This window comes from Paraburkholderia dipogonis (genome assembly GCF_046027395.1).
Classification (GTDB): domain Bacteria; phylum Pseudomonadota; class Gammaproteobacteria; order Burkholderiales; family Burkholderiaceae; genus Paraburkholderia; species Paraburkholderia dipogonis_A.
Map to the genome: position 1 here is coordinate 1 of NZ_JAQQEG010000007.1, position 22,168 is coordinate 22,168.

A 22,168-nucleotide genomic window follows, 5' to 3' on the forward strand; every position below is an offset into this window, starting at 1 on the left:
CACACCGCTAATTCTTAGGCGGGGCCCCCGCGCAGTGGCGGTAGTGGTGCATCTGGAATCTGCGTTCTCGCACATTCGGCTTTCGTGACAAGGCGCTCATTCTTCCCGCCTCGCGCTCCGCGCTCGTCGGAACGGTCTGCTCAAAACCAGTGAGATATTCTGTGTGCGGTGGGGCCGTGAGCCACTGTCAGTGTGCCGTCGAAGTACGACGCGTGACCGTTTTGAATCGCATCTGCCCGTTCGCCATCACCCTCTTTGCACCCGTACGTTCACGGCTATCTGTTGCTGTCCGCGTCGCCTTAGCCAGAAGGTCCGTCGCGTGGCGCGCAGTAATGCGGCTTTGAGGAATGCCCTTCGCATCGAGCGCGATGACCTGGTATAACTCACGGTCATTCTCGACTTCGCGTTGGTAGTCCTCGACAGTGTCCAACAGCAGTTCCAGCAGTTTCCGCTGGCGATGTCTTTCGTCTCGCGTCACCGCCGGACTCTAACTATCGAAGCCACAAACGTGGCTAACTTGTCCAGTTGACTCAGTTGCCGTTCAACAAGTCCAAAAGCGGACAGGGCGAGTTTTTCGTATTGAAGTGCGTCAACGGGTGGGCGCGACGTGGTGCGTGAATTCTTGACGGATTTAGTCATGGCGCGATCTCCCTCAAACTAACCTAGATCGCCCGACACGCGCTTGTAAAGTGGTGAGCGGGCACAATGATACGGTTGGCAGACTGGCACCACACCAAACCAGCAGACCCGTAGGTCTCCCTATCACGGCCCGCCCATAGCAAGAGGACGCGCAGGAACAGACGCACGTCCCGCCGGAGCAGGAGTACGTGCGTGGTGAGCAGGCTGCCAAGCCTGACCGTCCTTGATGGACGGCGAATTGAGTTTAAAACGTATCGCTTCCCAAGTGATCACCCGCGCGAGCTAAAACTCGCGTGCCATCACCAATTCCGAAACTTCCCAAGCGTCCGCCTGAATACAAGACTACAGCGCCGAGGAAACGTCGGCGAAAAAACGGAACGATTGTTTGCTGACGGACCGCGGCGGCTGCGAGCAGCACTCGCCGGAAAGAGAAAGGGCGCGTCACCAAAGCGGAATGCTATGCCGGTCTAATAACGCTGCCCCTATGTAGCAGGACGTCCCTTCCGTTGCACCCACAATCGCCGCGGGTGATCGATCCCGCACGCCATACTCCGCTACCACCACGCTACGCGCCGTCATTCCTACGATGTTCCTCATAGTGTTTCCGGATCCACTTGGATATTTCCGGCAATCCACTTCCTGGAGCATTGACCATGCAAGTCTCCGATGCAAACCAAGGCTACACTCCTCGCGTTAGCAACGACGTCCCAGCCGATCAGCAGAACGCAGACGGTTCAACGTCCAGTCAAGACATCTGCAAAAACGGTACAGGGCAAACGGGCACGCAGGCCTCGGATGCGGCAGGAAAAGCCCACCCCGCGCCGCCGACCACGCAAGTTGGAAACGCCCCCGGACCTCGCCTCACCACGTCCCAACGCGTGAAGCTCGACGCTGGCCGGCACGGGTCCGATGCATTCAGTGCAAGCACGTCGCCCACACAAGGTAGGTCAACGGCAGGGAGCGGCCGCGCGGCCAGCCATGCGCTCCGCACCGGCTCGCCCTCGCACGCGCTGCCTGCACACGCTGCCGAGCCCCACGAGAGCGTACGGGTCGAACGCGGTGTGTGTTCAAGCAAATGCGTCATGGATCGCGGCGGCAACGCGCTAAGGGACGGCGCCGTGGATTCCGAACGAATCGATCAGCGCGATTACCCGGAAAGCCAGGATCAGGTGCACGGCGGGTTATGCGAAGGAATGGTGCGAGAGGTCATGCGGCGAATGGATCTCGCGACCACCCCCGGGGTCCCCACGACAGTATCCCCGACTGGCCGCATGTTGCCGCTCACGGCGGTTCAAGGCATGCGTGCGGATGCCAGCCGGTCCTCGCCTGCGCGGAACGATATGTTCGGCCGCATCAATAACTTCCAGAACAACCGAACCGGGCTCAGATTCAATCACTACACATCGCAAGCGCCGGTCACTCTTGACCGCACGGGGACAAAACAAAGGCGCATTGAACGGTTTCTGGACCGCTTACACGATTCGCTACAGAAACCCGATGATATGGCCTATGTCCAGTTGGCTTTGGTGAAGAAAGACGTAAGGCGCGGGCACGCCCTTCTGATCCAGCGGGGACCTGACAATCGCTATTCGATCTTCGATCCTAACAATGGCGCCTTCCAATACGCCGACTGGGACCATATGGCCCATGCGTTAGAGAGATATCTGAACTCCGCCTTCCAGATGGGCCAGGCTTCAGGTGGGCCGCGTTCTAACGTTCGTCAAGACCAGTATGACGTCATTCCCTTCAAAATGCAGGTCTATTCGAACGCGCAGCACGCCGGAACGCCAGTCGACGAACTTCCCCCGCAACAGGGGGCGGCCGGTATTAGCCCACCCGACGGCGGCTGCGATGACATCATCTACAAGGAGCGTTCAACGGCGTGGAGCGACACATCGCTCGATGCACTTTTCCCGCAAGGATCGGCAACGTCCGGCCTGCACAGTCCGAATGAGAGCGTCGGCAGCTATGCGCTGCAGGAAGTCGCGTCGGGCAGATCGATCAATCTCCTTGCCGCCACGAACCTGCTACGTGGCTCGCTGAGCAATCCGTACGGGCACCAGGGTATCGTCGACGCTCTGAATGTTGGGCACGAACGATATCAAACAGCCTCTACCACCGTATTACCGAACCACACCAGACACAGCGGCGTGCTCCATACGGCGAACGCGGGTGAGCTGGTCACCGATCTCAGGACGCACTTTAGCGAACCGTACGTCAGCGAAGATGCAACGACGCGCCATCCCAATGACTTCGCGGTAGTCGATCTGACGCTTAACCCACGAGCCGCTAGCGGGTCGAACCGAGAGCCCAGCCGGCCGGTCATCATCCAGCGGATGAACACCACGGACGACTATGCGAGCGATCAGTACCAGGTTTACGACCCGAACTCGGGGGTTTTCGTGTACCAAGGTTTTCAGAATCTGGCGTCCACCATGCGCCGCATCTACGATACCGGATATAGCGACGAGGGAGGCGTCCACCATGCGACGACCACGTGGTTTTCCAATGATTCCAGCATCGCCGACACCAGCCTCCCGGCCCTTGAAAGACAACCTCCCTCTCCGGTGCGGAACGTCACGCTGCTCCGCGCGGAGCATGCGGGTGGACTGGAGCACGCCAATGATGGCGCGCACGTACCGGAGAACTTTAATCTGCCGCCCGAGCCGGCCGATAACCGGCCTTCCATTCAGGATTACGTGCGCGCGCATATCGACGAATTGAAAAAACGTTCGGTCGATTCCCGGCCGGACGCCGAACCGCGGCTACTTTTCCGGCCTTCGACGGAGACACCCGAAGAAGTCAACAGGCAAGGCGGCTTCGACGCCGAATGGACACCGCTGAGCGAGATCAATCTGCGAATGCACAATTTCGACGTTGCCTCACACGAGGGGGAGACGGACAGCGCCGGCTATCTCGGCACTTTCGCTCTTCCGTCGGTTGCCGTCATACGCCAGCAGCATCAGCCCCGCCCCGGATACGTCTACGTCATCGCGGCCTCCCCCAACATGGTGGATGTCAACGGCAGCCTTGGACCACACGCCTTGGAGCGAAGAGACAGGGAATATGCGGCGATGGGGCATATCGACAACACGCAGGTAGTCGGCTGGTGGCGCACGGAAGACCTGCATAACAATCCCGCAACGAAGTACACACCCAACCACAATTTTCGCTGGGACGTGTACGACCATCTGCGAACCGCAGGCGCGCAACCACAGTTGGCGCGTTTTCCTGCTGGCAGCTCGGCCTGGCAGGAGCCCGCCTACAGACCGTTCGCAGGCACACGCCGACACAATGACCAGACGATCGCTGCGATCCCCAAGGAAGATCCCAACCGGACCCAGGCGGCCTTTTATCTGAACGCCATGATGAAAATCAATCAGGCGGCGGCCAAACAGTCGAACGGCGAAGATTACCGCGGGCCGATGACCATAGAGGCGTATGGCGGAGGGTCGTACATTCTTTATACGGATCGTTACGACCGTCCTTATATTGCGGAGAAAAGCTCTGCAGACAAGTACCCGGAAAACACACGGCAATTCGCGATGGGCGAGGACGGACGTCTCCATTATCCAAAGAACTACAACAAGGTGATACTGGTCGGCAGCGACGGTTATCTCCGAGTCGGACCAATTCCCGAGGACCCGGAGGATTTGAACGGGGTGTTTCGTTTCAGCGGTGGCCGTCTCGTTCACGCGAAGGACAACAAGTATCTGAACGTAGGTTATGGTTCTTCGCCATTCGTCGCTAACTATCCAAACGGTAGCTGGTCGCAATGGGAATTGAAGGATCCTGCCGGCCATGCGGTCACGCCGCCCATGTCCAACAGGAACAGCTATTCGCTGGAGGCCATGGCCTATAACCGGCGAAAGCTCTACGCCTTCAGTCAGGACCCGGATTCGGCGCTGCCGGCCGGCACGACGCACTTCGCCACGGAATTGGAGATGCTGGATATTCCGCCACGCAATATGCAGCAAAACATCGGATACCTGCAATATTCTGGGGCGACCGACGTAGTTGCCCCCGAGTTGTTCAACGAAAATGCCGCCTGGCTCTTCAAAGATGGCTATTACGCGACCGCAACTAGCGAGAACGAACTCCAGGTGCGCACTGTTTCAGGAGAGATGATCTGGGAGGCAACGCACGACAAGCAAACGGGCTGGACATGGAGGCAAGCCGGCCCGATTGTCTCCACGGGTTTCCCAATTAGCGACGAGATATGGAACGGCATCAAGGCGCGAGAAATCGGCCGCCTCGATCAGGAAGACAAGCTGGCAAAGGTATAGCTACCCTCAAGCCGCGACCAGCATTCCCTTCGCCGAGCGGACCATCGCGTCCGCCTCGCGCGCGGCGAACGCTTCACCGATCATCAGCAAGCTGGGCTGCGACGCCTCGACCCACCCAACTGCCTCGCCGGCAGCGAGCCCTTGCAGCGTCAACGTCAGCGTGCGCTCGCGCTCCGTGCTGCAGGCCTCGACGATCGCGACCGGCGTGCCGATATCCCGGCCCGCGTCAATCAATTGCTGCGCGATCTTCACACCACTATCGCGGCCCATGTAGAACACCAGTGAATCCGCCTTGACCTGCTCGCGGATTTCCTCAGACCCTTGCGCGCGACTGAAGGTCGCCAGCGCCACGCTGCGCGATACGCCACGCAGCGTCAGGGAGCGCTTCAACGAAGCCGCGCTCGCCAGCGCCGCGGTAATCCCCGGCACCACCTCGTACTCGATGCCGGCCGCTTCCAGCGCTCGCATTTCTTCGTCGGCGCGGCCGAACAGCATCGGGTCGCCGCCTTTCAGGCGCACCACCACGTCGTGCTCGAGCGCGGCATCGACAATCTGCTTATTGATGAACTGCTGCGCAGTGGAAAGCTGCCCGCAACGCTTCCCAACGGCAATCCGCCGCGCGTGCGAAGGCGCATAGTCCAACATAGCCGGCTCGACCAGCGCATCATGCAGCACGACATCGGCCAAACCGAGCAGCCGCGCCCCACGCACCGTAATCAGGTCCGCAGCGCCCGGCCCCGCGCCGATCAGATAAACCTTAACCTTACCCATTTGCCTAAACCTGTCCGTTAGGTCGCCAGCACGACGCAGTGACGTGCCAGGCGCTCAAGCCGAAAACGCCCGAATCATCCCCGCCGCAACGGTATGATGCGTCGCTTCGTCGATCAGCACGAATGCACCCGTGCCCTGGTGCGAGTCATAGACATCGCACACCAGCGGCTTTTGCAACGTCAGCGCCACGCGGCCGATATCGTTCATCGTCAGATCCTTGCGATCGGTCGCTTGCGACAGCGTATGCACGTCGAGCACTTCCTTGATCGCACCAATCCGCGCAAACACCGTGTTGGTGGTCTGCTTCAACAGATACTTGCGTTGCGTCGACAGCGGCGTGTCGTCGAACCAGCACAGATCGGCTTCCAGCTTTTTCGCCGGTTCGGGCGCCGCTTCACGCAACACGAAGGTGTCACCACGCGACACGTCGACGTCTTCCGCCAAACGGATCGTCACCGTTTGACCCGCGAACGCGCGGTCCACCGCAGCCGTGCCACCCGGCACCGGCGCAATGATTTCAGCAACCGTCGCTTCACGATTGGCCGGCAACACGACGATCGTGTCGCCGAGCTTCACTTCACCAGCTTCGACACGGCCCATGTAGCCGCGGAAATCGTCGGCCTGGCTGCCATCCTGGCGCGCCACCCACTGCACCGGGAAACGCAGCGCCTGGCCCGTCGGCACTTCGACAGGCAACGCTTCGAGCAGGTCCAGCAGCGGCTCGCCCGCATACCACGGCATGCTTTCGCTCGCCGTCACGATGTTGTCGCCCTTCAGCGCGGACACCGGCACGAAGCGCACATCGCTCAAACCGAGTTGACGCGCGAGTTCGACATACGCGTCGCGAATTTCGTTGAAGCGCTGCTCGCTGTAATCGACCAGGTCCATCTTGTTGATGGCGACGATCGCGTGCTGCAAACCCAGCAGCTTGACGATCGCGCTATGACGCTTGGTTTGCGGCAGCAACTGCGCGACGCCATCGACAAACGTCACGCGCGTTGCGTCGACGAGAATGATCGCCGCGTGCGCGGTCGACGCGCCCGTCACCATATTGCGTGTGTACTGCTCGTGGCCCGGCGTGTCGGCGATGATGAACTTGCGCTTCGCAGTCGCGAAGTAACGGTACGCGACGTCGATCGTGATGCCCTGCTCACGCTCGGCTTCGAGGCCGTCCGTCAGCAGCGACAGATCGATTTCGTCGCCGACGGTACGTTTATTCTTCGCGCGCGACAGCGCCGAGAGTTGATCTGAAAGCACAGCCTTGCTGTCGTACAGCAGGCGGCCGATCAACGTGCTCTTGCCATCGTCGACGCTACCCGCGGTAATGAAACGCAGCACGCCGAGGTCTTCTGGTTGGTGAATACCGCTCATGATTGCTTTACCCTCGTCCGTGTGCTTAGAAATAACCTTGCTTCTTACGCTGTTCCATCGCGGCTTCGGAGACCTGATCGTCCATCCGCGTCGCGCCGCGTTCCGTGATTTCGGTCACGGCCGTTTCGGCGATGATCTTCTCGAGATCGTCCGCATCGCTTTCCACCGGGCACGTGCAGCTGATATCGCCGACGGTACGGAAGCGCACCAGCGCCCTTTCGCTGACTTCGCCTTCACGCATCGGCGTGAGCGGCGTAACCGGCACGAGCAGGCCATTGCGGCGCACGATCTCGCGTTGATGCGCGTAGTAGATGGACGGCAGTTCGAGCTGTTCGCGAGCGATGTACTGCCACACGTCGAGTTCGGTCCAGTTCGAAATCGGGAACACGCGCAGATGTTCGCCGTTATGCAGACGCGCGTTATACAGGCTCCACAGTTCCGGGCGTTGCGCCTTCGGATCCCACTGACCAAATTCATCGCGGAACGAAAAGATCCGTTCTTTCGCACGGGCCTTTTCTTCGTCGCGGCGCGCGCCGCCGATCAGCGCGGTGTAGCCATACTGTTCGATGGTTTCGAGCAGCGTCACGGCTTGCGCGGCGTTGCGCGAATCCGTTTCGCGGCGCAGACGCACCGTGCCGCGCTTGATCGAATCTTCCACGTGACCAACCACCAGTTCCGCGCCAATCTCTTCCGCGCGACGATCGCGGAAGTCGATCACTTCTTCATAGTTGTGGCCGGTGTCGATATGCACAAGCGGGAACGGCAGCACAGTCTTGCGATTCGCGCCGATGCCGAAGGCCTTCAGCGCGAGGTGCAGCACCACGACCGAATCCTTGCCGCCCGAAAACAGCAGCGCGGGCTTGCTGCATTCAGCGACCAGTTCGCGCAGGATATGAATCGACTCGGCTTCGAGCCAGTCGAGGTGATCCATACGGTTTGCCGTATTGGCGAGCGGTGCGTTCACAGTGGAATCGAGCGTGGTGCTCATGTTTGGGTCCTTCGTTGGTTCGCGTCGCAAGCGGTTGCTCGCGTCGCGGAAGTATTCAAATCGATATGTGCGGCGTTCGGGCTAAAAACCAAGCCCGCTCACTCAACCTTCAGGCCTGGGCGTTTGCGCCGCGGTCGACCGCGATCGGCGTAATCGTCGTGATGTGCAGTCCGCATTCCTTCGTATCGCGCGACTCCCACCACCAGCGCCCTGCCCGGCTGTCTTCACCGGGGCGCACGGCGCGCGTACAAGGCTCGCAGCCGATGCTCGGATAGCCGCGCGCATGCAGCGGATTGACCGGCACGTCGAACGCTTTCAGGTAGGCCCACACTTCGGCCTCGGTCCAGTCGGTCAGCGGATTGAACTTCGCGATATTGCGCGCGGCGTCGTGCTCTTCCGCATGCAACTCAGCACGCGTCACCGACTGCTCGCGACGCTGGCCCGTGACCCATGCGCTGACATCCGACAGCGCGCGGTTCAACGGCTCGACCTTGCGGATTTCGCAGCAGCGCTTGCGCAGATCGACACTTTCATAGAAAGCATTCAGACCGTGCGAGCCGATGTATTCCTCGACCGCCGCGGCTTGCGGATGAAACTGTTCGATGTCGTAGCCGTAACGCTCTTTCACGCGATCGAGCATGGCCAGCGTTTCCGCATGCAAACGGCCCGTATTCAGCGAGAAGATGCCGATCTTCACACCGCGCGACAGAATCGCGTGCGTGAGCAGCATGTCTTCCGCCGCGAGGCTGCTGGCGAGCTTCACGTTCTCGTGGCGCGCGGCGATCGAGTCGAGCAGCGCATCGAGGCGTTCGACCTTCGCGGCGAGCTCCGGCGTGAGGGCTTGAACTTCGCTCATGCCGAGGCCTTCGCCAACTCGCCTGCTTCACGGCGACGGAACAGCGGCGACGAATTCACCGCGCCCTGGTAGTTAAAGCTGAATTCGTCGAACGCTTTGAGCGCGTCGTCGAAGTCTTTGTCGGCGCGCAATGCGTAAGCATCGAAGCCGCAACGGAACATGAACGCCAGCTGATCGCGCAGCACGTCGCCGATCGCGCGCAGTTCGCCTTTGTAGCCATAACGCTCGCGCAGCAGTCGGCCGATGCTATAGCCGCGGCCATCGCGGAACACCGGGAAATCCACGCCGATCAGCGCGACCTTGTCGAAGTCGGCGACGATATCCGCCGGTTCGCTATCCGCCGGGAGCCACACGCCGATTTCAGCGGTACTGCGCGATGCGATCAGCGCATCGCGGGAAGCCTGCCACAACGCGAGCGGTACCAGCACTTTGCCTGCGGGCAATGCATCGACTGCGGGCAGCGTGCCGTCTTCAGCGGCGCGCACCACCGTCCAGTCATCGTTGACGATCGCGCGGTTCTTGATGATAGAAGCCATCTGTTCAGTATCCTTTTCGCGGTTACGCGTGAGCCGGTTGACGCGAGGCGTACACGCGTTCCTTGAACGGGGTGATGCCGATGCGGTTATACGTTTCGATGAAACGCTCGCCTTCGTGACGGTTTTCCACGAACGTATCGATCACCTTGCTCATCACGTCCGGCATTTCTTCTGCCGAGAACGACGGGCCGATCACGCGGCCGAGGTGCGCGCCAGTAGCGCCCGTGCCCTGCTCGCCGCCGAGCGTCACCTGATACCACTCCGAGCCGTCCTTATCGACGCCCAGAATGCCGATGTTGCCGACGTGGTGGTGGCCGCACGCATTGATACAGCCCGAGATGTTCAGCGACACGTCGCCGAGGTCGTACACGTAGTCCAGATCGTTGAAGCGTTCCTGAATGGCCAGCGCGATCGGAATCGACTTCGCATTCGCGAGCGAGCAGAAGTCGCCGCCCGGGCACGCGATGATGTCGGTCAGCAGGCCGATGTTCGGCGTCGCAAAACCTTGCGCCTTGGCCTTTTCCCACAGCGCGAACAGGTCGCGCTTCTTCACGTTCGCAAGAATCAGGTTCTGTTCGTGCGACACGCGGATTTCGCCGAGGGAGTACTCGTCGGCCCAATCGGCGACGGCTTCCATTTGCGTATCCGTTGCATCTCCGGGGGCAATCGTGGTCGGCTTCAAAGACAAGGTGACCGACGAATAGCCCGACACCTTGTGCGGACGCACGTTACGCTCGACCCAACGGGCGAACGCACGGTTTTCCAGCAGATGGTTTTCGAACGAAGCGTCCGTGTCCGGCAGCTTTTCGTACACCGGCGGCTGGAAGTACTGCGACACGCGATCCACTTCGGCTTGCGTGAGCGTCGAAGGACCGTCCTTCAGGTGCTGCCATTCTTCTTCGACCTGCGCCGAGAATTTCTCCGGGCTCAACGCCTTCACGAGAATCTTGATGCGCGCCTTGTACATGTTGTCGCGGCGGCCGTAGCGGTTGTACACGCGCAGCACGGCTTCGCAATACGTCAGCAAATGTTGCCACGGCAGATCTTTACGGATGATCGCGCCGATGATCGGCGTACGGCCCATGCCGCCGCCGGCCAGGATATCGGCCACCAGCTCGCCCTGTTCGTTCTTCCGCAGATACACGCCCATGTCGTGAATCTGCACGGCAGCGCGGTCTTCCTTCGAACCCGACACGGCGATCTTGAACTTGCGCGGCAGCCACGCGAATTCCGGGTGGAACGTCGACCATTGACGCAGAATTTCGGCCCAAGGACGCGGATCGACGAATTCATCCGGCGCCACGCCGGCGAACTGGTCGGCGGTGATGTTGCGGATACAGTTGCCCGAGGTCTGAATGCCGTGCATTTGCACAGCGGCGAGCTTGCGCAGGATTTCCGGCGTTTCTTCGAGCTTGATCCAGTTGTACTGGATGTTCGAGCGCGTCGAGAAGTGGCCGTAGCCGCGATCGTGTTCGCGCGCGATCTGGGCGAGCACGCGCATCTGGTCGCTGCGCAGGTTGCCATACGGAATCGCGATGCGGTGCATGTACGCGTGACGCTGCATGTACAGGCCGTTCTGCAGGCGCAGCGGACGGAACTCCTCTTCGCTCAATTCGCCCGACAAGCGGCGGCGAACCTGATCGGCGTACTGCGCGACCCGTTCATCGACGATGGTCTGGTCGTACTGATCGTATTGGTACATTCGGGGACCCCAATTTTTTGCAGTGATACGCAGCGATCCGGGGGCCGGCCACCCGGTTTCGCCGCGCCTTGGATACCTCTGTTTGTCACCATTCGCAGACGAACGTTTAGACCCATCGCTCATTTGCTTATGACAAATACAGATATCCATATTGAAAAAGATGGACAGATCGTAATAAACTCGCCTTATATTTCAAACGACTAAAAAATTCTTTTGATATGCGGAGAGGTTATATATGAACCTGCATCAATTCCGCTTCGTCCGCGAGGCTGTGCGGCAGAATTTCAACCTCACGGAAGCGGCCAAGGCACTGTTTACAAGCCAGCCAGGCGTTTCCAAGGCGATCATCGAGCTGGAAGACGAGCTCGGCGTGGAAATCTTCACGCGGCACGGCAAGCGCGTGCGCTCGCTGACCGAGCCGGGACGCATCATTTTGCAGTCGGTGGAGAAGATTCTGCAGGAAGTGGAGAGCCTCAAGCGAGTCGGTAAAGATTACGCGGCGCAAGATCAAGGCAATCTGGTGATCGCCGCGACCCACACGCAGGCGCGCTACTCGCTGCCCGCCGCTATCGCCGAATTCAAAAAGCGCTTCCCGAAAGTCCACCTTTCGATCCTGCAAGGTAGCCCGACCCAAGTGGCCGAGATGGTCATTCACGACCAGGCCGACCTCTGCATCGCCACGGAAGCGATCGCTAACTATAAAGAGCTAGTCTCGCTACCCTGCTTCCAGTGGCACCACGTCGCGGTGATGCAGCCGGATCATCCGCTGCTCGACCGCAAACTTTTGTCGCTGGATGATCTGACCCAATATCCGCTGATCACTTACGACAACGCGTTCGCCGGCCGCACCAAGATCAACGAGGCGTTCCGCCTGCGCGGGCTGCATCCGGACATCGTCCTGGAGGCGATCGACGCCGACGTGATCAAGACCTATGTGGAACTGGGCCTCGGCGTCGGCATCATGGCGGATATCGCGTTCAACGCCGAGCGCGACCGCCATTTGCGCGCGATGCCGGTCGGCCACCTGTTCGGCAGCAATGTGACGCGGGTCGCACTGAAACAGGGCGCCTATCTGCGCAGCTATGTGTATACGCTCGTTGAACTGCTGTCGCCGAGCATGAATCGCAAGCTGATCGAGCAGGCGCTCAAGGGCGAACACGAAACCTACGAACTTTGACATCACCACGCTTGTTGCCACGGAGACCCTCGATGACGTCGTATAACAAGAAATTCAACGGCCTCGCCGCCGCTTTTGGTTTTGGCGCGCTCCTGCTCGCCACCGCTGCACACGCCGACATCAAGGTCGGCATCGATCTGTCGAGCACCGGCCCGGCGGCCGTGATCGGCATCACCAGCAAGAACGCGATGCTGATGTGGCCCACCACGATCGCCGGCCAGAAAGCCGACTACATCTTCCTCGACGACGCCTCCGACCCGGGCGCCGCCGTGCGCAACATCCGCAAGCTGATCAACGAGGATCACGTGGACGTGATCGTCGGCCCGAACATTACGCCGGCGGCAATGGCCGCGCTCGATCCGGTCGCCGAAAGCCAGACGCCGATGATTACGCTGATCGGCTCGGCAAGCGTGGTCGAACCGCAGGAAGGCAAGAAGGTGTGGGCCTACAAGATGGCGCAGACCGACAGCGCGATGGCCGACGTGATGACGCGCTACATGTCGAACCACAACGTGAAGACGGTGGGCTTCATCGGTTTCGCGGACGGCTACGGCGAAAGCTGGCTCAACGAGTTCAGCAAGTTCGCGGCGCTGCGCCATATCCAGCTAGTCGCCACCGAGCGCTATAACCGCACCGACGCGAGCGTCACCGGCCAGATTCTGAAGCTGATGGCCGCCAAGCCGGACGCGATCCTGATCGCCGGCGCCGGCACGCCGACCGTGCTGCCGCAACGCACGCTGATCGAGCGCGGCTTCAAAGGTCCGATCTACCAGACGCACGGCATCGCCACGCCCGAGTTCATCAAGCTGGGCGGCAAGGACGTGGAAGGCACGCTGTTCCCGACCCAGCCGGTCGTGGTGGCGCGCACGCTGCCGGCCGATCATCCGGCGAAAAAGGCGGCGCTTGCCTTTACGAACGAATATGAAGCGAAGTACGGCGCGGGCAGCGTGACGCAGTTCGCGGGCGATGCAGCCGGCGTGTACCCGCGTTTGCAGGACGCGGTGGCCCGCGCGTTGAAGACGGCGCAGCCGGGCACGCCGGCGTTCCGCACCGCGCTGCGCGACGAGCTGGAGCACGCGCATGAGCTGGTCGTGCCGAACGGCGTGGTCAACACGAGCCCCAAGGATCACGTGGGTCTGGATCAGCGCGCTAGCGTGATGGGCACTATCAGGAACGGCAAGTTCGTTTATTTAAGCCAGTGAGCCAACCCGTCCACATTCGCCGTTCGCCGTTCTTCCCAACGTTTTGTTCGGGGTGAACCTCATTGCTGGGTCTTGACCAGTTCAGACACCGACAGTCAGGCGCGCGGCGTATTGCTGTTAAAGTGCATAGCTTCAATTAGCCGCTTCCCCCCATCATGCGCACCACGCGAGCCATCCACGCCGTCGAGCGGTTGAAAACCCGCAGCGGCAACCCACAGTTCGCCGCGATCAGTCTGTCAGGCGGCCTGTTTTATCTGGTCGACAAATCGAGCGGCACGGACAAAAAAGTCTCAGATCCGCTGACGCTCGACGACTTCGTCAAATTCGTCGATGCTTTCGGTCCGCCCAAACCGCGCAAAGCAAGCAAGCTCGATATCGCATTCGAAGAGCAGCTCAAGAAGAGCAAGGGCAGCTAGGCAGCGTTGCACTGATTTGGCGACCCAAGATATCCGCCACATGACCAAGCCAAGCGCTAAGCCCGTCAGCATCGCGCCGGACCACAATCAGCCCACCCTGTCAAAGGGCCAGAAAGCGTTCAACACGCTGATCAAACAGATCGAAAAGCGGCGCGCGAGGTTGACCGGGTGGGAGGAGTTGGAGCCGGCTTTCCAGCAGAAGTATGTCAATGAACTGCTGCCGCTGACGCAAAAGATGCAACATTTGCGTGCGCGGATGGCACACCTTCTCGACGAGCAAAGCAACCAGAAACGCGTCACGCAGACCGAGCGGCGCACCCTTTCAGCGGTGATTGCCGATCTGGCGGCGACGTGCCTCGCGCAAGAAGATAGCGACGAGTTAAAAGCGCTATACAACCGGCACAGCGAGTCCAACTACGACGACGACAAAGCGTCCGAGTTAGACGAAATGAAATCGATGTTGGAGACGGTATTAGGCGTCGAGCTAGACGACATCGACATGAACTCGCCAGATGCCGTACTCGATCGCCTGCAGGCGCACATCGAACAGGAAGATGCCGCGCAAGCGGCGGAACATCAGGCGCGCCAGGCGCAAAGCGCCGCGAAAAAGAAGACGGCAAAGCAGATAGCGGCCGAAGCGCGGCGCGCGGAAGAAGAAGCGCAAATGAGCCGCTCAATTCGCGAGGTCTATCGCAAGCTGGCTAGCGCGTTGCATCCCGATCGCGAAAGCGACCCGGAAGAACGCAAACGGAAAACCTTGTTGATGCAGCGAGTGAACGAAGCGTACAGCAAGAAGAATCTGCTGCGCCTGCTCGCATTACAGCTGCAACTGGAACACATCGATCAGAACGCGATCGATAGTCTGAGCGAAGACCGGCTCAAACACTACAACAGAATACTGAAAGAGCAGGTCGCCGAACTCGACGACGAAATCGTGTTGGTCGAAATGACCTTCAAGGAACGCTTCGGGATCGACCCAATGGCTTCCATCACGCCGAAGAAGGTCATGGACGGGCTGATGGCGGACCTCTACATGCTGCAAGATCAGATCGATTCGCTCGAGCACGATCTCGTGGAGTTTCAGGATCTCGGCGCGCTCAAAGTCTGGTTAAAAATCAGAAAGCGTTGAAGCGAAAGCCTTTCGCCGCTACGCGGCACGCGGCACCCATCCAAGGTCAAGCGGGTTTTATCTCGCGCCACTCCCCGTCAGCCGCGCTGCTCGCGAGCATGGCGTCGATAAAACGCAGCCCCGCCACACCGTCCTCCACCGTCGTGAGCAACAGGCTTTCGGCGGGCAACGCGCGACCTTCATTCAACGCTTCGATCTGCAACGCCGCGTCTTTGTACAACTGCGCAAACGCCTCCAGATAACCTTCAGGATGTCCTGACGGCACGCGCGTCGCATGAGCCGCGATTGCGCTCTTCACGCGCCCTCGCGTCAGCCGTTCAGCCGCGCCGCCCAATGGCGTGAACCACAATTCATTGGGCTGCTCCTGATCGAACGCAAGACCGGCTTTCGTTCCATACACCCGCAAACGCAAGGCATTCTCCGCACCGCTCGCCACCTGGCTCGCCCATAGCATGCCGCGCGCGCCGTTCGGATAACGCAGCATCGCCTGCACATGATCGTCAATGCGACGCCCCGGCACGAAGGTATGCACTTCCGCCGCGAGTGCGTGCGGCGTCATGCCCGTGACGAAAGCGGCAAGATGATACGCATGCGTGCCGATATCGCCGAGACATCCCGCCGGCCCCGCTAACGCAGGATCCGTGCGCCAGCCCGCTTGCTTGTTCGTGCCGCTCGTTTCGATCGGTTCCGCCAGCCAGTCCTGCGCGTACTCGACCTGCACGACGCGTATTTCGCCCAGCTCGCCGCTTTCAATCAACTCGCGGGCATGACGCACCAGCGGATAGCCGGAGTATGTATGCGTCAATGCAAACAACTTGTTCTTCTCGCGAGCCAGTTTCGCCAGCGCCTCGCCTTCCGCCAGCGAAATCGCCAGCGGCTTGTCGCACACGATATGAATCCCGGCTTCGAGAAACGCCGTCGCCACCGGCGCGTGCAGATGATTCGGCGTGACGATCGCCACCGCGTCGATACCGTCATCGCGCGTGGCTTCGGCGCGCGCCATCTCTCGCCAGTCCGCGTAGCTGCGCGCGATCCCGGCCTCATCGGCACTCGCCTGCGCGCGCTGCGGATCGGACGACAGCGCGCCCGCCACCAATTCGAAACGATCGTCGAGCCGCGCCGCGATCCGATGCACCGCGCCGATGAACGCGCCCTGCCCGCCGCCGACCATCCCAAGCCTGAGCCTTCGTTGTGGCATCGTCCCTGCTCCTTTGCGGTTGTTCGCGGGCGTCAGATGCCGAGCACGCGCTTTAACTGCGCGGCGTCCACACCGCTGCCGGCGAAGTCGTCGAATGCATGCTCGGCCACGCGGATGATGTGCCGGCGAATGAACTCCGCGCCTTCACGCGCGCCGTCGTGCGGATGCTTCAGCGCGCACTCCCATTCGAGCACCGCCCAGCCGGGGAAATCGTATTGCGCCATCTTCGAGAAGATCGCGCCGAAATCGATCTGCCCGTCGCCGAGCGATCTGAAGCGCCCGGCGCGCTGGACCCAGCCGCTGTATCCGCCATACACGCCCTGCTTGCCGTTCGGACGAAACTCCGCGTCCTTCACATGGAACGCCTTGATTCGCTCGTGATAGATGTCGATGAACGCAAGGTAGTCGAGCTGCTGCAAAACGAAATGACTCGGGTCGTACAGAATGTTCGCGCGCGCATGCTGCTTCACCGCGTCGAGAAAACGCTCGAAGGTCACGCCGTCGTGTAGATCCTCGCCTGGATGCAGTTCGTAGCACACGTCGACGCCGGCGTCGTCGAACGCATTGAGAATCGGCGTCCAGCGGCGCGCGAGTTCGTCGAACGCGGCCTCGACCAAACCTGTCGGACGCTGCGGCCACGGGTACAAATACGGCCACGCCAGCGCCCCTGAAAACGACACGTGCGTGCTCAATCCCAAACGCTGTGAAGCCTTCGCCGCCAGCTTCATCTGGTCGATCGCCCACTGCGTACGCGCTGCCGGATCGCCCCGCACATGCGGCGCGGCAAAGCCGTCGAACAATGCATCATAGGCCGGATGCACGGCGACGAGTTGCCCTTGCAGATGCGTCGAGAGTTCGGTGATCGTCACGCCCGCGTCGTCCGCGACCTCGCGCAACTCGTCGCAATACGTCTGACTCGCCGCCGCCTGTTCGAGATCGATCAGGCGGCTGTCGCATGGCACCTGAATCCCCTTGAAGCCGAGACCCGCGGCCCACTCGGCAAGATGCGCGAGGTTGTCGAACGGCACCTCGTCGCCCATGAACTGGGCGAGAAAGATCGCCGGCCCTTTGATGGTTTTCATCGTACGGTTCCTCGAACGAGGGCGCGCTCGCCGCGCCGCTGCGGCAGAAGGCCCGGCGGCGCGCCCCGGATGCTCAGGTCAGAACGGCGAGTCCGGGAAATAGAACTGCTGCGCGTTTTCCTTGGTGATCAGCACCGACGGAATGATCGTGGTGGGCGGCAGCTTGTCGCCCTTCAGGCGCGCTTCGGCGGTGAGCTTGATGGCGTCGTAGATGAACTTCGGCGAGTACGACACGTCGGCCTTGATCATCGGCGCGCCATCCATCACGTTCTTCACCATGCCCTTCGAGCCTGCGCCGCCGAACACGATCTTGATGTCGGTGCGCTTGGCCTGCTCGATCGCCTTGATCACGCCGACGGCCATGTCGTCGTCCGCGGCCCAGACGGCGTCGATATGCTTGAAGCGCGTCAGATAGTCCTGCATGACCTTGAAGGCGTCGTCGCGATTCCAGTTCGCGTACTTGGCGTCGAGGATCTTGATGTTCGGATACGCCTTCAGCACGCCCGTAAATGCGGTCCAGCGTTCGTTGTCGAGCGTCGTCGGAATGCCTCGCAGCGCAACGATGTCGCCCTTGCCGTCGAGCGCTTTCGCCAGATACTCGGCGGGAATCTTGCCGAACGCGGTGTTGTCGCCCGCCACGTACGCATCCTGCGCGCTGGTGTCGGTCAGGCCGCGATCCACCACCGTCACATACACGCCCTTCTTTTTCACCTGCGCGACCGGCTGCGTGAGCGAGGCCGATTCAAACGGGAAGATCACGAGCGCATTGATCTTGTTGACCGTCACGAGATCCTGCAACTGGTTCGCCTGTTCGGGCGCGCCGGCCGCGGTCTTCACGATTACCTTCAGATCGGGATGCGCCTTCTCCAGATCGGTCTTGGCCTTGTTCGCCCACCAGACGATGCCGCCCGTGAAGCCGTGGTCGGCCGTTGGAATCGCGACGCCCAACGTGACTTTTTCATCGGCACGCGCAATGTTCGCCGTGCCCAGTATCCCCAACGCCAGCATGCCGGCGCCGACCGCTCGAATGACCTGCTTCATGGTTGTGTCTCCTTTTGTGAGGCGTTCGTGCGCCCCGATTCTCAACTCGCCGTGATTGCAAATTCAAGGCGCAATTTGAAGCGCCGCCGCTACCGCCGTCCACGTTGTACGAACGCGACGAAGATAATCACTACGCCCTGCACCGCCGCGTTCAGATACACGCTGATGATGCTGGTCAGATTCAGAATGTTGGCGATCACCGAGAGCAGGATCGCGCCGATCACCGTGCCGATCACACGGCCTTCGCCGCCCTTGAGCGCGGTGCCGCCGACCACCACCGAGGCGATCGCTTCGAGTTCCCATAGCAAACCAGTGGTCGGCGTGGCCGAGCCGAGCCGCGGCACGTACAGCACGGTGGCGACGCCCACGCAGATGCCGAGCAACACGTAGGTGACGATCTTCACCGTGTCGACACGAATCGCCGCATAACGCGCGACCTGTTCGTTCGAACCGATCGCCTGCACGTGACGGCCGAACGCGGTGCGGTTGAGAATCAGCGCGCCGCCCGCCGCCACCACGAGGAACACCCAGATCGGCACCGGCACGCCGAACAGGCTCGCGTAATACACCGGGCCATACAGATCGGATAGCGAGTTATCCAGCGTCAGCGCCCCACCATCGGCGAGCCAGGTAAGCACCGCGCGAAAGATGCCCAACGTGCCGAGCGTGACGATGAATGGCTCGATGCGTCCTTTGGTGATCAGCAAGCCGTGCGCGCAGCCGAACAGGCCGCCGAGCATCAGCGCGCCCACGATGCCGAGCGTGAGAATCACCAGCGGCGGGAACGCGTGTCCGCCGACGCCCGCCGCGAGTCCGTTCATCAGCCAGATCATGCTGCCCGCGATCAGCGCCGCCATCGAGCCGACCGACAGATCGATGCCGCCCGAAATGATCACGAAGGTCATGCCGACCGCGATGATGCCAATGAACGACGTGCGCGTGAGCACGTTCATCATGTTGTCGATGGTCGCGAAATCGCGGTTGAGCAGCGTGCCGATCACGCACAGCGCGATCAGTCCGACGAGCGGCCCGAGCGCATACAGTCGATGCGCGAAGCGCAACGCGCGGCCGGATTGCACGGCTTCAGTGGGTGCCGGTCGCATGGGCGATCAACTCCTCTTCGGTCAGATGCTCGAGCGTGAGCGTGGCTTGCAGGCGTCCCGCGCGCATCACGGCGACGCGGTGGCACAGGCCGATCAGCTCGATCAGTTCGGATGAAATGACGATCACCGCGCGGCCCTGCGCGGCGAGGCGATGAATCAGAAAATAGATGTCGCGTTTCGCGCCGACATCGACGCCGCGCGTCGGCTCGTCGAGCACGATCACGTTCGGGTCGGGTTGCAGGAATTTGGCGAGCGCGAGCTTTTGCTGATTGCCGCCGGACAGCATGCGGGCGCGGCTCGACAGGTCGCCCGTGCGGATGCCGAATTCGCTCACGGCTTTGGTCAACGCGGCGCGCCCCGCTTTCATGTCGAGCAATGGATGCGCGTAGCGTTCGAGCGTCATCAGCGTGACGTTGTCCTGCAGGCTCAGGTTCACGTGCAGGCCTTTGCCCTTGCGGTCCTCGCTGAGATATGTGATGCCGTGGCGCATTGCGTCGCGCGGGCTTTTCAGATCGGCGGGACGTCCGGCGACTTCAATGCGGCCCGCCGTGCGCTTGCGCAAGCCGATGATCGCTTCGAACGCTTCGGTGCGGCCCGCGCCCACCAGTCCCGCGAAACCGAGCACTTCGCCGGCGCGCACGTCGAAGCTCAGGTCTTCCACCCAATCCGGCACAGCCAGGCCTTCCACCTTCAACGCGAGCGGCGCGTCGGCGGACACAGTGATCTTGTCGGGAAACATGTCGGAAAGCTCGCGGCCGACCATCAGGTTCGCCATCTGCTGGCGCGCGAGTCCCGCAGTTTCGCCGCGCGCGACGAAGCGGCCGTCGCGCATCACGATCACTTCGTCGGTGATGCGCTCCACTTCATCCAGCTTGTGCGAGATGTAGATGATGGTTACGCCGTCGGCCTTGAGCTTCGCCATCAGCGTGAAGAGGCGCTCGGTCTCGGACGGCGTGAGCGTTGCGGTCGGTTCGTCCATGATGAGCAGCCGCGCGCGGCGCGACAGCGCCTTGGCGATCTCCACCATCTGCTTTTCCGCGACGATCAACTCGCGCACCTTCGTGTCCGGCGCTTTTTCAAGGCCGACCTGCGCGAGAAAACGCGCGGCCTCCGTGTTCATCGCAGCATCGTCGACGAACCAGCCGCGCTTTTTTTCATGGCCGAGATACATGTTCTGCGCGATCGTCAGATGCTCGGCGAGATTGAACTCCTGGTGGATCAGCACGATGCCTTGCGCTTCGGCGTCGCGCGAACCGATGAACTGGTGCGCATGTCCGTCGATCAGCAAGCTGCCCGAGGTTGCGGTCTCGTAGCCAGCAAGGATCTTCATCAACGTGGACTTGCCGGCGCCGTTTTCGCCGAGCAACCCGTAGATACGCCCCGGCGTCAGCTCGAAGCTCACGCCGTGCAGCACGCGCACGGGGCCGAAGTCTTTGCGGATATCGTCGAAACGGATCGCGAGGCTCATGATTCACGCGCTCCCGCGAATCACGAGCCGATGCGGCAGAAGCACGCCCGGCACGTTCGCCAACGGATTGGCAAGCCGCTGTAGCAACAGACGCGCGGCGGTTTCGCCCAGTTCGCGCATGGGCTGCGCGATGGTAGTAAGCGGCGGATCGATCTGCGCGGCGAGCGAGATATCGTCGAAGCCGACCACCGCGATGTCGTCCGGCACGCGCTTGCCGACACTGCGCAAGCCGTGGATCACGCCGATCGCCAGCGTATCGGAGACCGCGAAGATCGCACTCGGCGCCTGTGGCTGATTCATCAGCGTGGCCGCGGCCGACGCGCCCGCTTCATAGTCGAGGCTGTTCAGGTTCATGCGCCAGCGTTCGTCCGGCGTGATGCCCGCTTCGGTCAACGCGTCCAGATAACCCTGCTGACGCTGCCGCGCGTACAGGTAATCCACATCGGAATTGATGAGGCCGATGCGCCGGTGGCCGCGCGCGAGCAGATGCCTGACGGCATCGCCCGCTGCGCGGTAGTTGTCGATGCCCACGTACGGCACGCCCATCGCCGGGTCGAACTCGCAGCACGCAACCCACGGCAGCGCGCTGGAGGCCTCGCCAAGCGCCTGCTGGATGGTGGCCGGATCGAGACAGATCGCGCCGTCCGCGCGCCGCCGCCGCAGCAGATCAAAGTAGCTGCGCTCGCGGCCCGGATCGGCGCCGGTGTCGCACAGCAGCATGAAGTAGCCGTGCTGGCGCGCCACACTGTCGATGCCGCGCACGATCTCTGCGTAAAAAGGGTTGCCGACGTCCGGGACCATGGTCAACAGCAGGCGGCTCTCGGCGGTGCGCAGGTTGCGCGCGAGTTCGTTGACGCGGTAGCCGCTCGCATCGATCGCGGCCAGCACCTTGTCGCGCGTGGCGGCCCGCACGTTCTCGTGGCCGTTCAGCACGCGCGACACCGTCGCCACCGAGACGCCCGCCTGCTCGGCCACGCCGGCAATCGAAATGCCATCGGCCGCGCCGCGCAATGGCTTGACGCCGGGCTGGGGATGCGCCGCGGACACCGCCGTGGAAGCCTTCGTGGACGACGATCTGGACAAGTGAACTCGCCTTGAAAATGTAATCGATTACATTTTTGAGCGATAGACACCGGAAGCGCAAGGATAGATCGCTAGGGATTAACACGGGGGCGCTCGAGTCCCGGCAATGCCGCGCTTCGT

17 protein-coding genes and 1 pseudogene are annotated in these 22,168 nt (G+C 61.5%); 5 read left to right on the forward strand and 13 right to left on the reverse strand.

Annotated features, from left to right (window positions below; translation table 11 throughout):
* Positions 1-187: 187 nt before the first annotated feature.
* A pseudogene (locus tag PQR32_RS08935) lies at positions 188-639 on the reverse strand (hypothetical protein).
* A 653-nt stretch (positions 640-1,292) separates the two neighbouring features.
* Here PQR32_RS08935 and PQR32_RS08940 point away from each other — a divergent pair.
* The gene (locus PQR32_RS08940; protein ID WP_408224650.1) at positions 1,293-4,925 is read left to right on the forward strand and encodes an enterotoxin A family protein; all 3,633 of its coding nucleotides are present in this window, start codon (positions 1,293-1,295) and stop codon (positions 4,923-4,925) included.
* 6 nt (positions 4,926-4,931) lie between these two features.
* Here the strand turns inward: PQR32_RS08940 and cobA are convergent, their stop codons facing one another.
* The 6 genes from cobA to PQR32_RS08970 all read right to left on the reverse strand — a co-directional run bounded on the left by cobA (position 4,932) and on the right by PQR32_RS08970 (position 11,149).
* Entirely contained in the window at positions 4,932-5,696 is a 765-nt protein-coding gene (gene cobA / locus PQR32_RS08945; RefSeq protein ID WP_408224653.1) for a uroporphyrinogen-III C-methyltransferase, read from the reverse strand.
* 54 nt (positions 5,697-5,750) lie between these two features.
* Positions 5,751-7,067, reverse strand: a complete 1,317-nt coding sequence (locus PQR32_RS08950) for a sulfate adenylyltransferase subunit 1 (RefSeq protein WP_116119209.1) — start codon at positions 7,065-7,067, stop codon at positions 5,751-5,753.
* A 25-nt stretch (positions 7,068-7,092) separates the two neighbouring features.
* Positions 7,093-8,055 carry a sulfate adenylyltransferase subunit CysD gene (gene cysD / locus PQR32_RS08955; protein ID WP_408224656.1) on the reverse strand — a complete coding sequence of 321 codons (963 nt, stop codon included), beginning with the start codon at positions 8,053-8,055 and terminating at the stop codon, positions 7,093-7,095.
* Between the two features lie 109 nt (positions 8,056-8,164).
* Positions 8,165-8,911 (reverse strand): phosphoadenylyl-sulfate reductase, encoded by a 747-nt coding sequence (locus PQR32_RS08960; protein ID WP_408224659.1) that lies wholly within the window; start codon positions 8,909-8,911, stop codon positions 8,165-8,167.
* The gene (locus PQR32_RS08965; protein WP_408224662.1) at positions 8,908-9,447 is read right to left on the reverse strand and encodes a DUF934 domain-containing protein; all 540 of its coding nucleotides are present in this window, start codon (positions 9,445-9,447) and stop codon (positions 8,908-8,910) included. The genes PQR32_RS08960 and PQR32_RS08965 overlap by 4 nt, the downstream gene beginning before the upstream one ends.
* 22 nt (positions 9,448-9,469) lie before the next feature.
* Positions 9,470-11,149 carry a nitrite/sulfite reductase gene (locus PQR32_RS08970; protein WP_408224665.1) on the reverse strand — a complete coding sequence of 560 codons (1,680 nt, stop codon included), beginning with the start codon at positions 11,147-11,149 and terminating at the stop codon, positions 9,470-9,472.
* 235 nt (positions 11,150-11,384) lie between these two features.
* Between PQR32_RS08970 and PQR32_RS08975 the strand changes: the two genes are divergently transcribed.
* From PQR32_RS08975 to PQR32_RS08990, 4 genes are all read left to right on the forward strand, one after another.
* Positions 11,385-12,326, forward strand: a complete 942-nt coding sequence (locus tag PQR32_RS08975) for a CysB family HTH-type transcriptional regulator (RefSeq protein WP_007175965.1) — start codon at positions 11,385-11,387, stop codon at positions 12,324-12,326.
* Positions 12,327-12,358: 32 nt separating this feature from the next.
* Entirely contained in the window at positions 12,359-13,528 is a 1,170-nt protein-coding gene (locus PQR32_RS08980; protein ID WP_408224667.1) for an ABC transporter substrate-binding protein, read from the forward strand.
* Positions 13,529-13,683: 155 nt separating this feature from the next.
* A complete protein-coding gene (locus tag PQR32_RS08985) occupies positions 13,684-13,944 on the forward strand; it encodes a hypothetical protein (RefSeq protein ID WP_408224670.1) in 261 nt (86 codons plus the stop codon).
* Complete coding sequence (locus PQR32_RS08990; RefSeq protein ID WP_408224673.1) at positions 13,859-15,073, forward strand: J domain-containing protein; 1,215 nt, start codon at positions 13,859-13,861, stop codon at positions 15,071-15,073. The genes PQR32_RS08985 and PQR32_RS08990 overlap by 86 nt, the downstream gene beginning before the upstream one ends.
* Before the next feature lie 46 nt (positions 15,074-15,119).
* Here the strand turns inward: PQR32_RS08990 and PQR32_RS08995 are convergent, their stop codons facing one another.
* From PQR32_RS08995 to PQR32_RS09020, 6 genes are all read right to left on the reverse strand, one after another.
* On the reverse strand, positions 15,120-16,271 hold the full coding sequence (locus PQR32_RS08995; RefSeq protein ID WP_408224675.1) for a Gfo/Idh/MocA family protein: 1,152 nt from the start codon (positions 16,269-16,271) through the stop codon (positions 15,120-15,122).
* A gap of 32 nt (positions 16,272-16,303) precedes the next feature.
* Entirely contained in the window at positions 16,304-17,353 is a 1,050-nt protein-coding gene (locus PQR32_RS09000) for a sugar phosphate isomerase/epimerase family protein (protein ID WP_408224677.1), read from the reverse strand.
* A 78-nt stretch (positions 17,354-17,431) separates the two neighbouring features.
* Positions 17,432-18,394 (reverse strand): substrate-binding domain-containing protein, encoded by a 963-nt coding sequence (locus PQR32_RS09005; RefSeq protein ID WP_408224679.1) that lies wholly within the window; start codon positions 18,392-18,394, stop codon positions 17,432-17,434.
* Between the two features lie 89 nt (positions 18,395-18,483).
* Positions 18,484-19,497, reverse strand: coding sequence for an ABC transporter permease (locus tag PQR32_RS09010; protein ID WP_408224681.1), 1,014 nt, complete (start codon positions 19,495-19,497; stop codon positions 18,484-18,486).
* Positions 19,478-20,965, reverse strand: coding sequence for a sugar ABC transporter ATP-binding protein (locus PQR32_RS09015; protein WP_408224683.1), 1,488 nt, complete (start codon positions 20,963-20,965; stop codon positions 19,478-19,480). The genes PQR32_RS09010 and PQR32_RS09015 overlap by 20 nt, the downstream gene beginning before the upstream one ends.
* 3 nt (positions 20,966-20,968) lie before the next feature.
* Complete coding sequence (locus PQR32_RS09020) at positions 20,969-22,048, reverse strand: LacI family DNA-binding transcriptional regulator (RefSeq protein WP_408224686.1); 1,080 nt, start codon at positions 22,046-22,048, stop codon at positions 20,969-20,971.
* Positions 22,049-22,168: the final 120 nt, after the last annotated feature.

Excerpts from the sequence above, each read along its gene's own strand:
- PQR32_RS08940 (WP_408224650.1), top strand. The coding sequence starts at position 1,293 with ATGCAAGTCTCCGATGCAAACCAAGGCTACACTCCTCGCGTTAGCAAC.
- cobA (WP_408224653.1), bottom strand. The coding sequence starts at position 5,696 with ATGGGTAAGGTTAAGGTTTATCTGATCGGCGCGGGGCCGGGCGCTGCG.
- PQR32_RS08950 (WP_116119209.1), bottom strand. The coding sequence starts at position 7,067 with ATGAGCGGTATTCACCAACCAGAAGACCTCGGCGTGCTGCGTTTCATT.
- cysD (WP_408224656.1), bottom strand. The coding sequence starts at position 8,055 with ATGAGCACCACGCTCGATTCCACTGTGAACGCACCGCTCGCCAATACG.
- PQR32_RS08960 (WP_408224659.1), bottom strand. The coding sequence starts at position 8,911 with ATGAGCGAAGTTCAAGCCCTCACGCCGGAGCTCGCCGCGAAGGTCGAA.
- PQR32_RS08965 (WP_408224662.1), bottom strand. The coding sequence starts at position 9,447 with ATGGCTTCTATCATCAAGAACCGCGCGATCGTCAACGATGACTGGACG.
- PQR32_RS08970 (WP_408224665.1), bottom strand. The coding sequence starts at position 11,149 with ATGTACCAATACGATCAGTACGACCAGACCATCGTCGATGAACGGGTC.
- PQR32_RS08975 (WP_007175965.1), top strand. The coding sequence starts at position 11,385 with ATGAACCTGCATCAATTCCGCTTCGTCCGCGAGGCTGTGCGGCAGAAT.
- PQR32_RS08980 (WP_408224667.1), top strand. The coding sequence starts at position 12,359 with ATGACGTCGTATAACAAGAAATTCAACGGCCTCGCCGCCGCTTTTGGT.
- PQR32_RS08985 (WP_408224670.1), top strand. The coding sequence starts at position 13,684 with ATGCGCACCACGCGAGCCATCCACGCCGTCGAGCGGTTGAAAACCCGC.
- PQR32_RS08990 (WP_408224673.1), top strand. The coding sequence starts at position 13,859 with ATGCTTTCGGTCCGCCCAAACCGCGCAAAGCAAGCAAGCTCGATATCG.
- PQR32_RS08995 (WP_408224675.1), bottom strand. The coding sequence starts at position 16,271 with ATGCCACAACGAAGGCTCAGGCTTGGGATGGTCGGCGGCGGGCAGGGC.
- PQR32_RS09000 (WP_408224677.1), bottom strand. The coding sequence starts at position 17,353 with ATGAAAACCATCAAAGGGCCGGCGATCTTTCTCGCCCAGTTCATGGGC.
- PQR32_RS09005 (WP_408224679.1), bottom strand. The coding sequence starts at position 18,394 with ATGAAGCAGGTCATTCGAGCGGTCGGCGCCGGCATGCTGGCGTTGGGG.
- PQR32_RS09010 (WP_408224681.1), bottom strand. The coding sequence starts at position 19,497 with ATGCGACCGGCACCCACTGAAGCCGTGCAATCCGGCCGCGCGTTGCGC.
- PQR32_RS09015 (WP_408224683.1), bottom strand. The coding sequence starts at position 20,965 with ATGAGCCTCGCGATCCGTTTCGACGATATCCGCAAAGACTTCGGCCCC.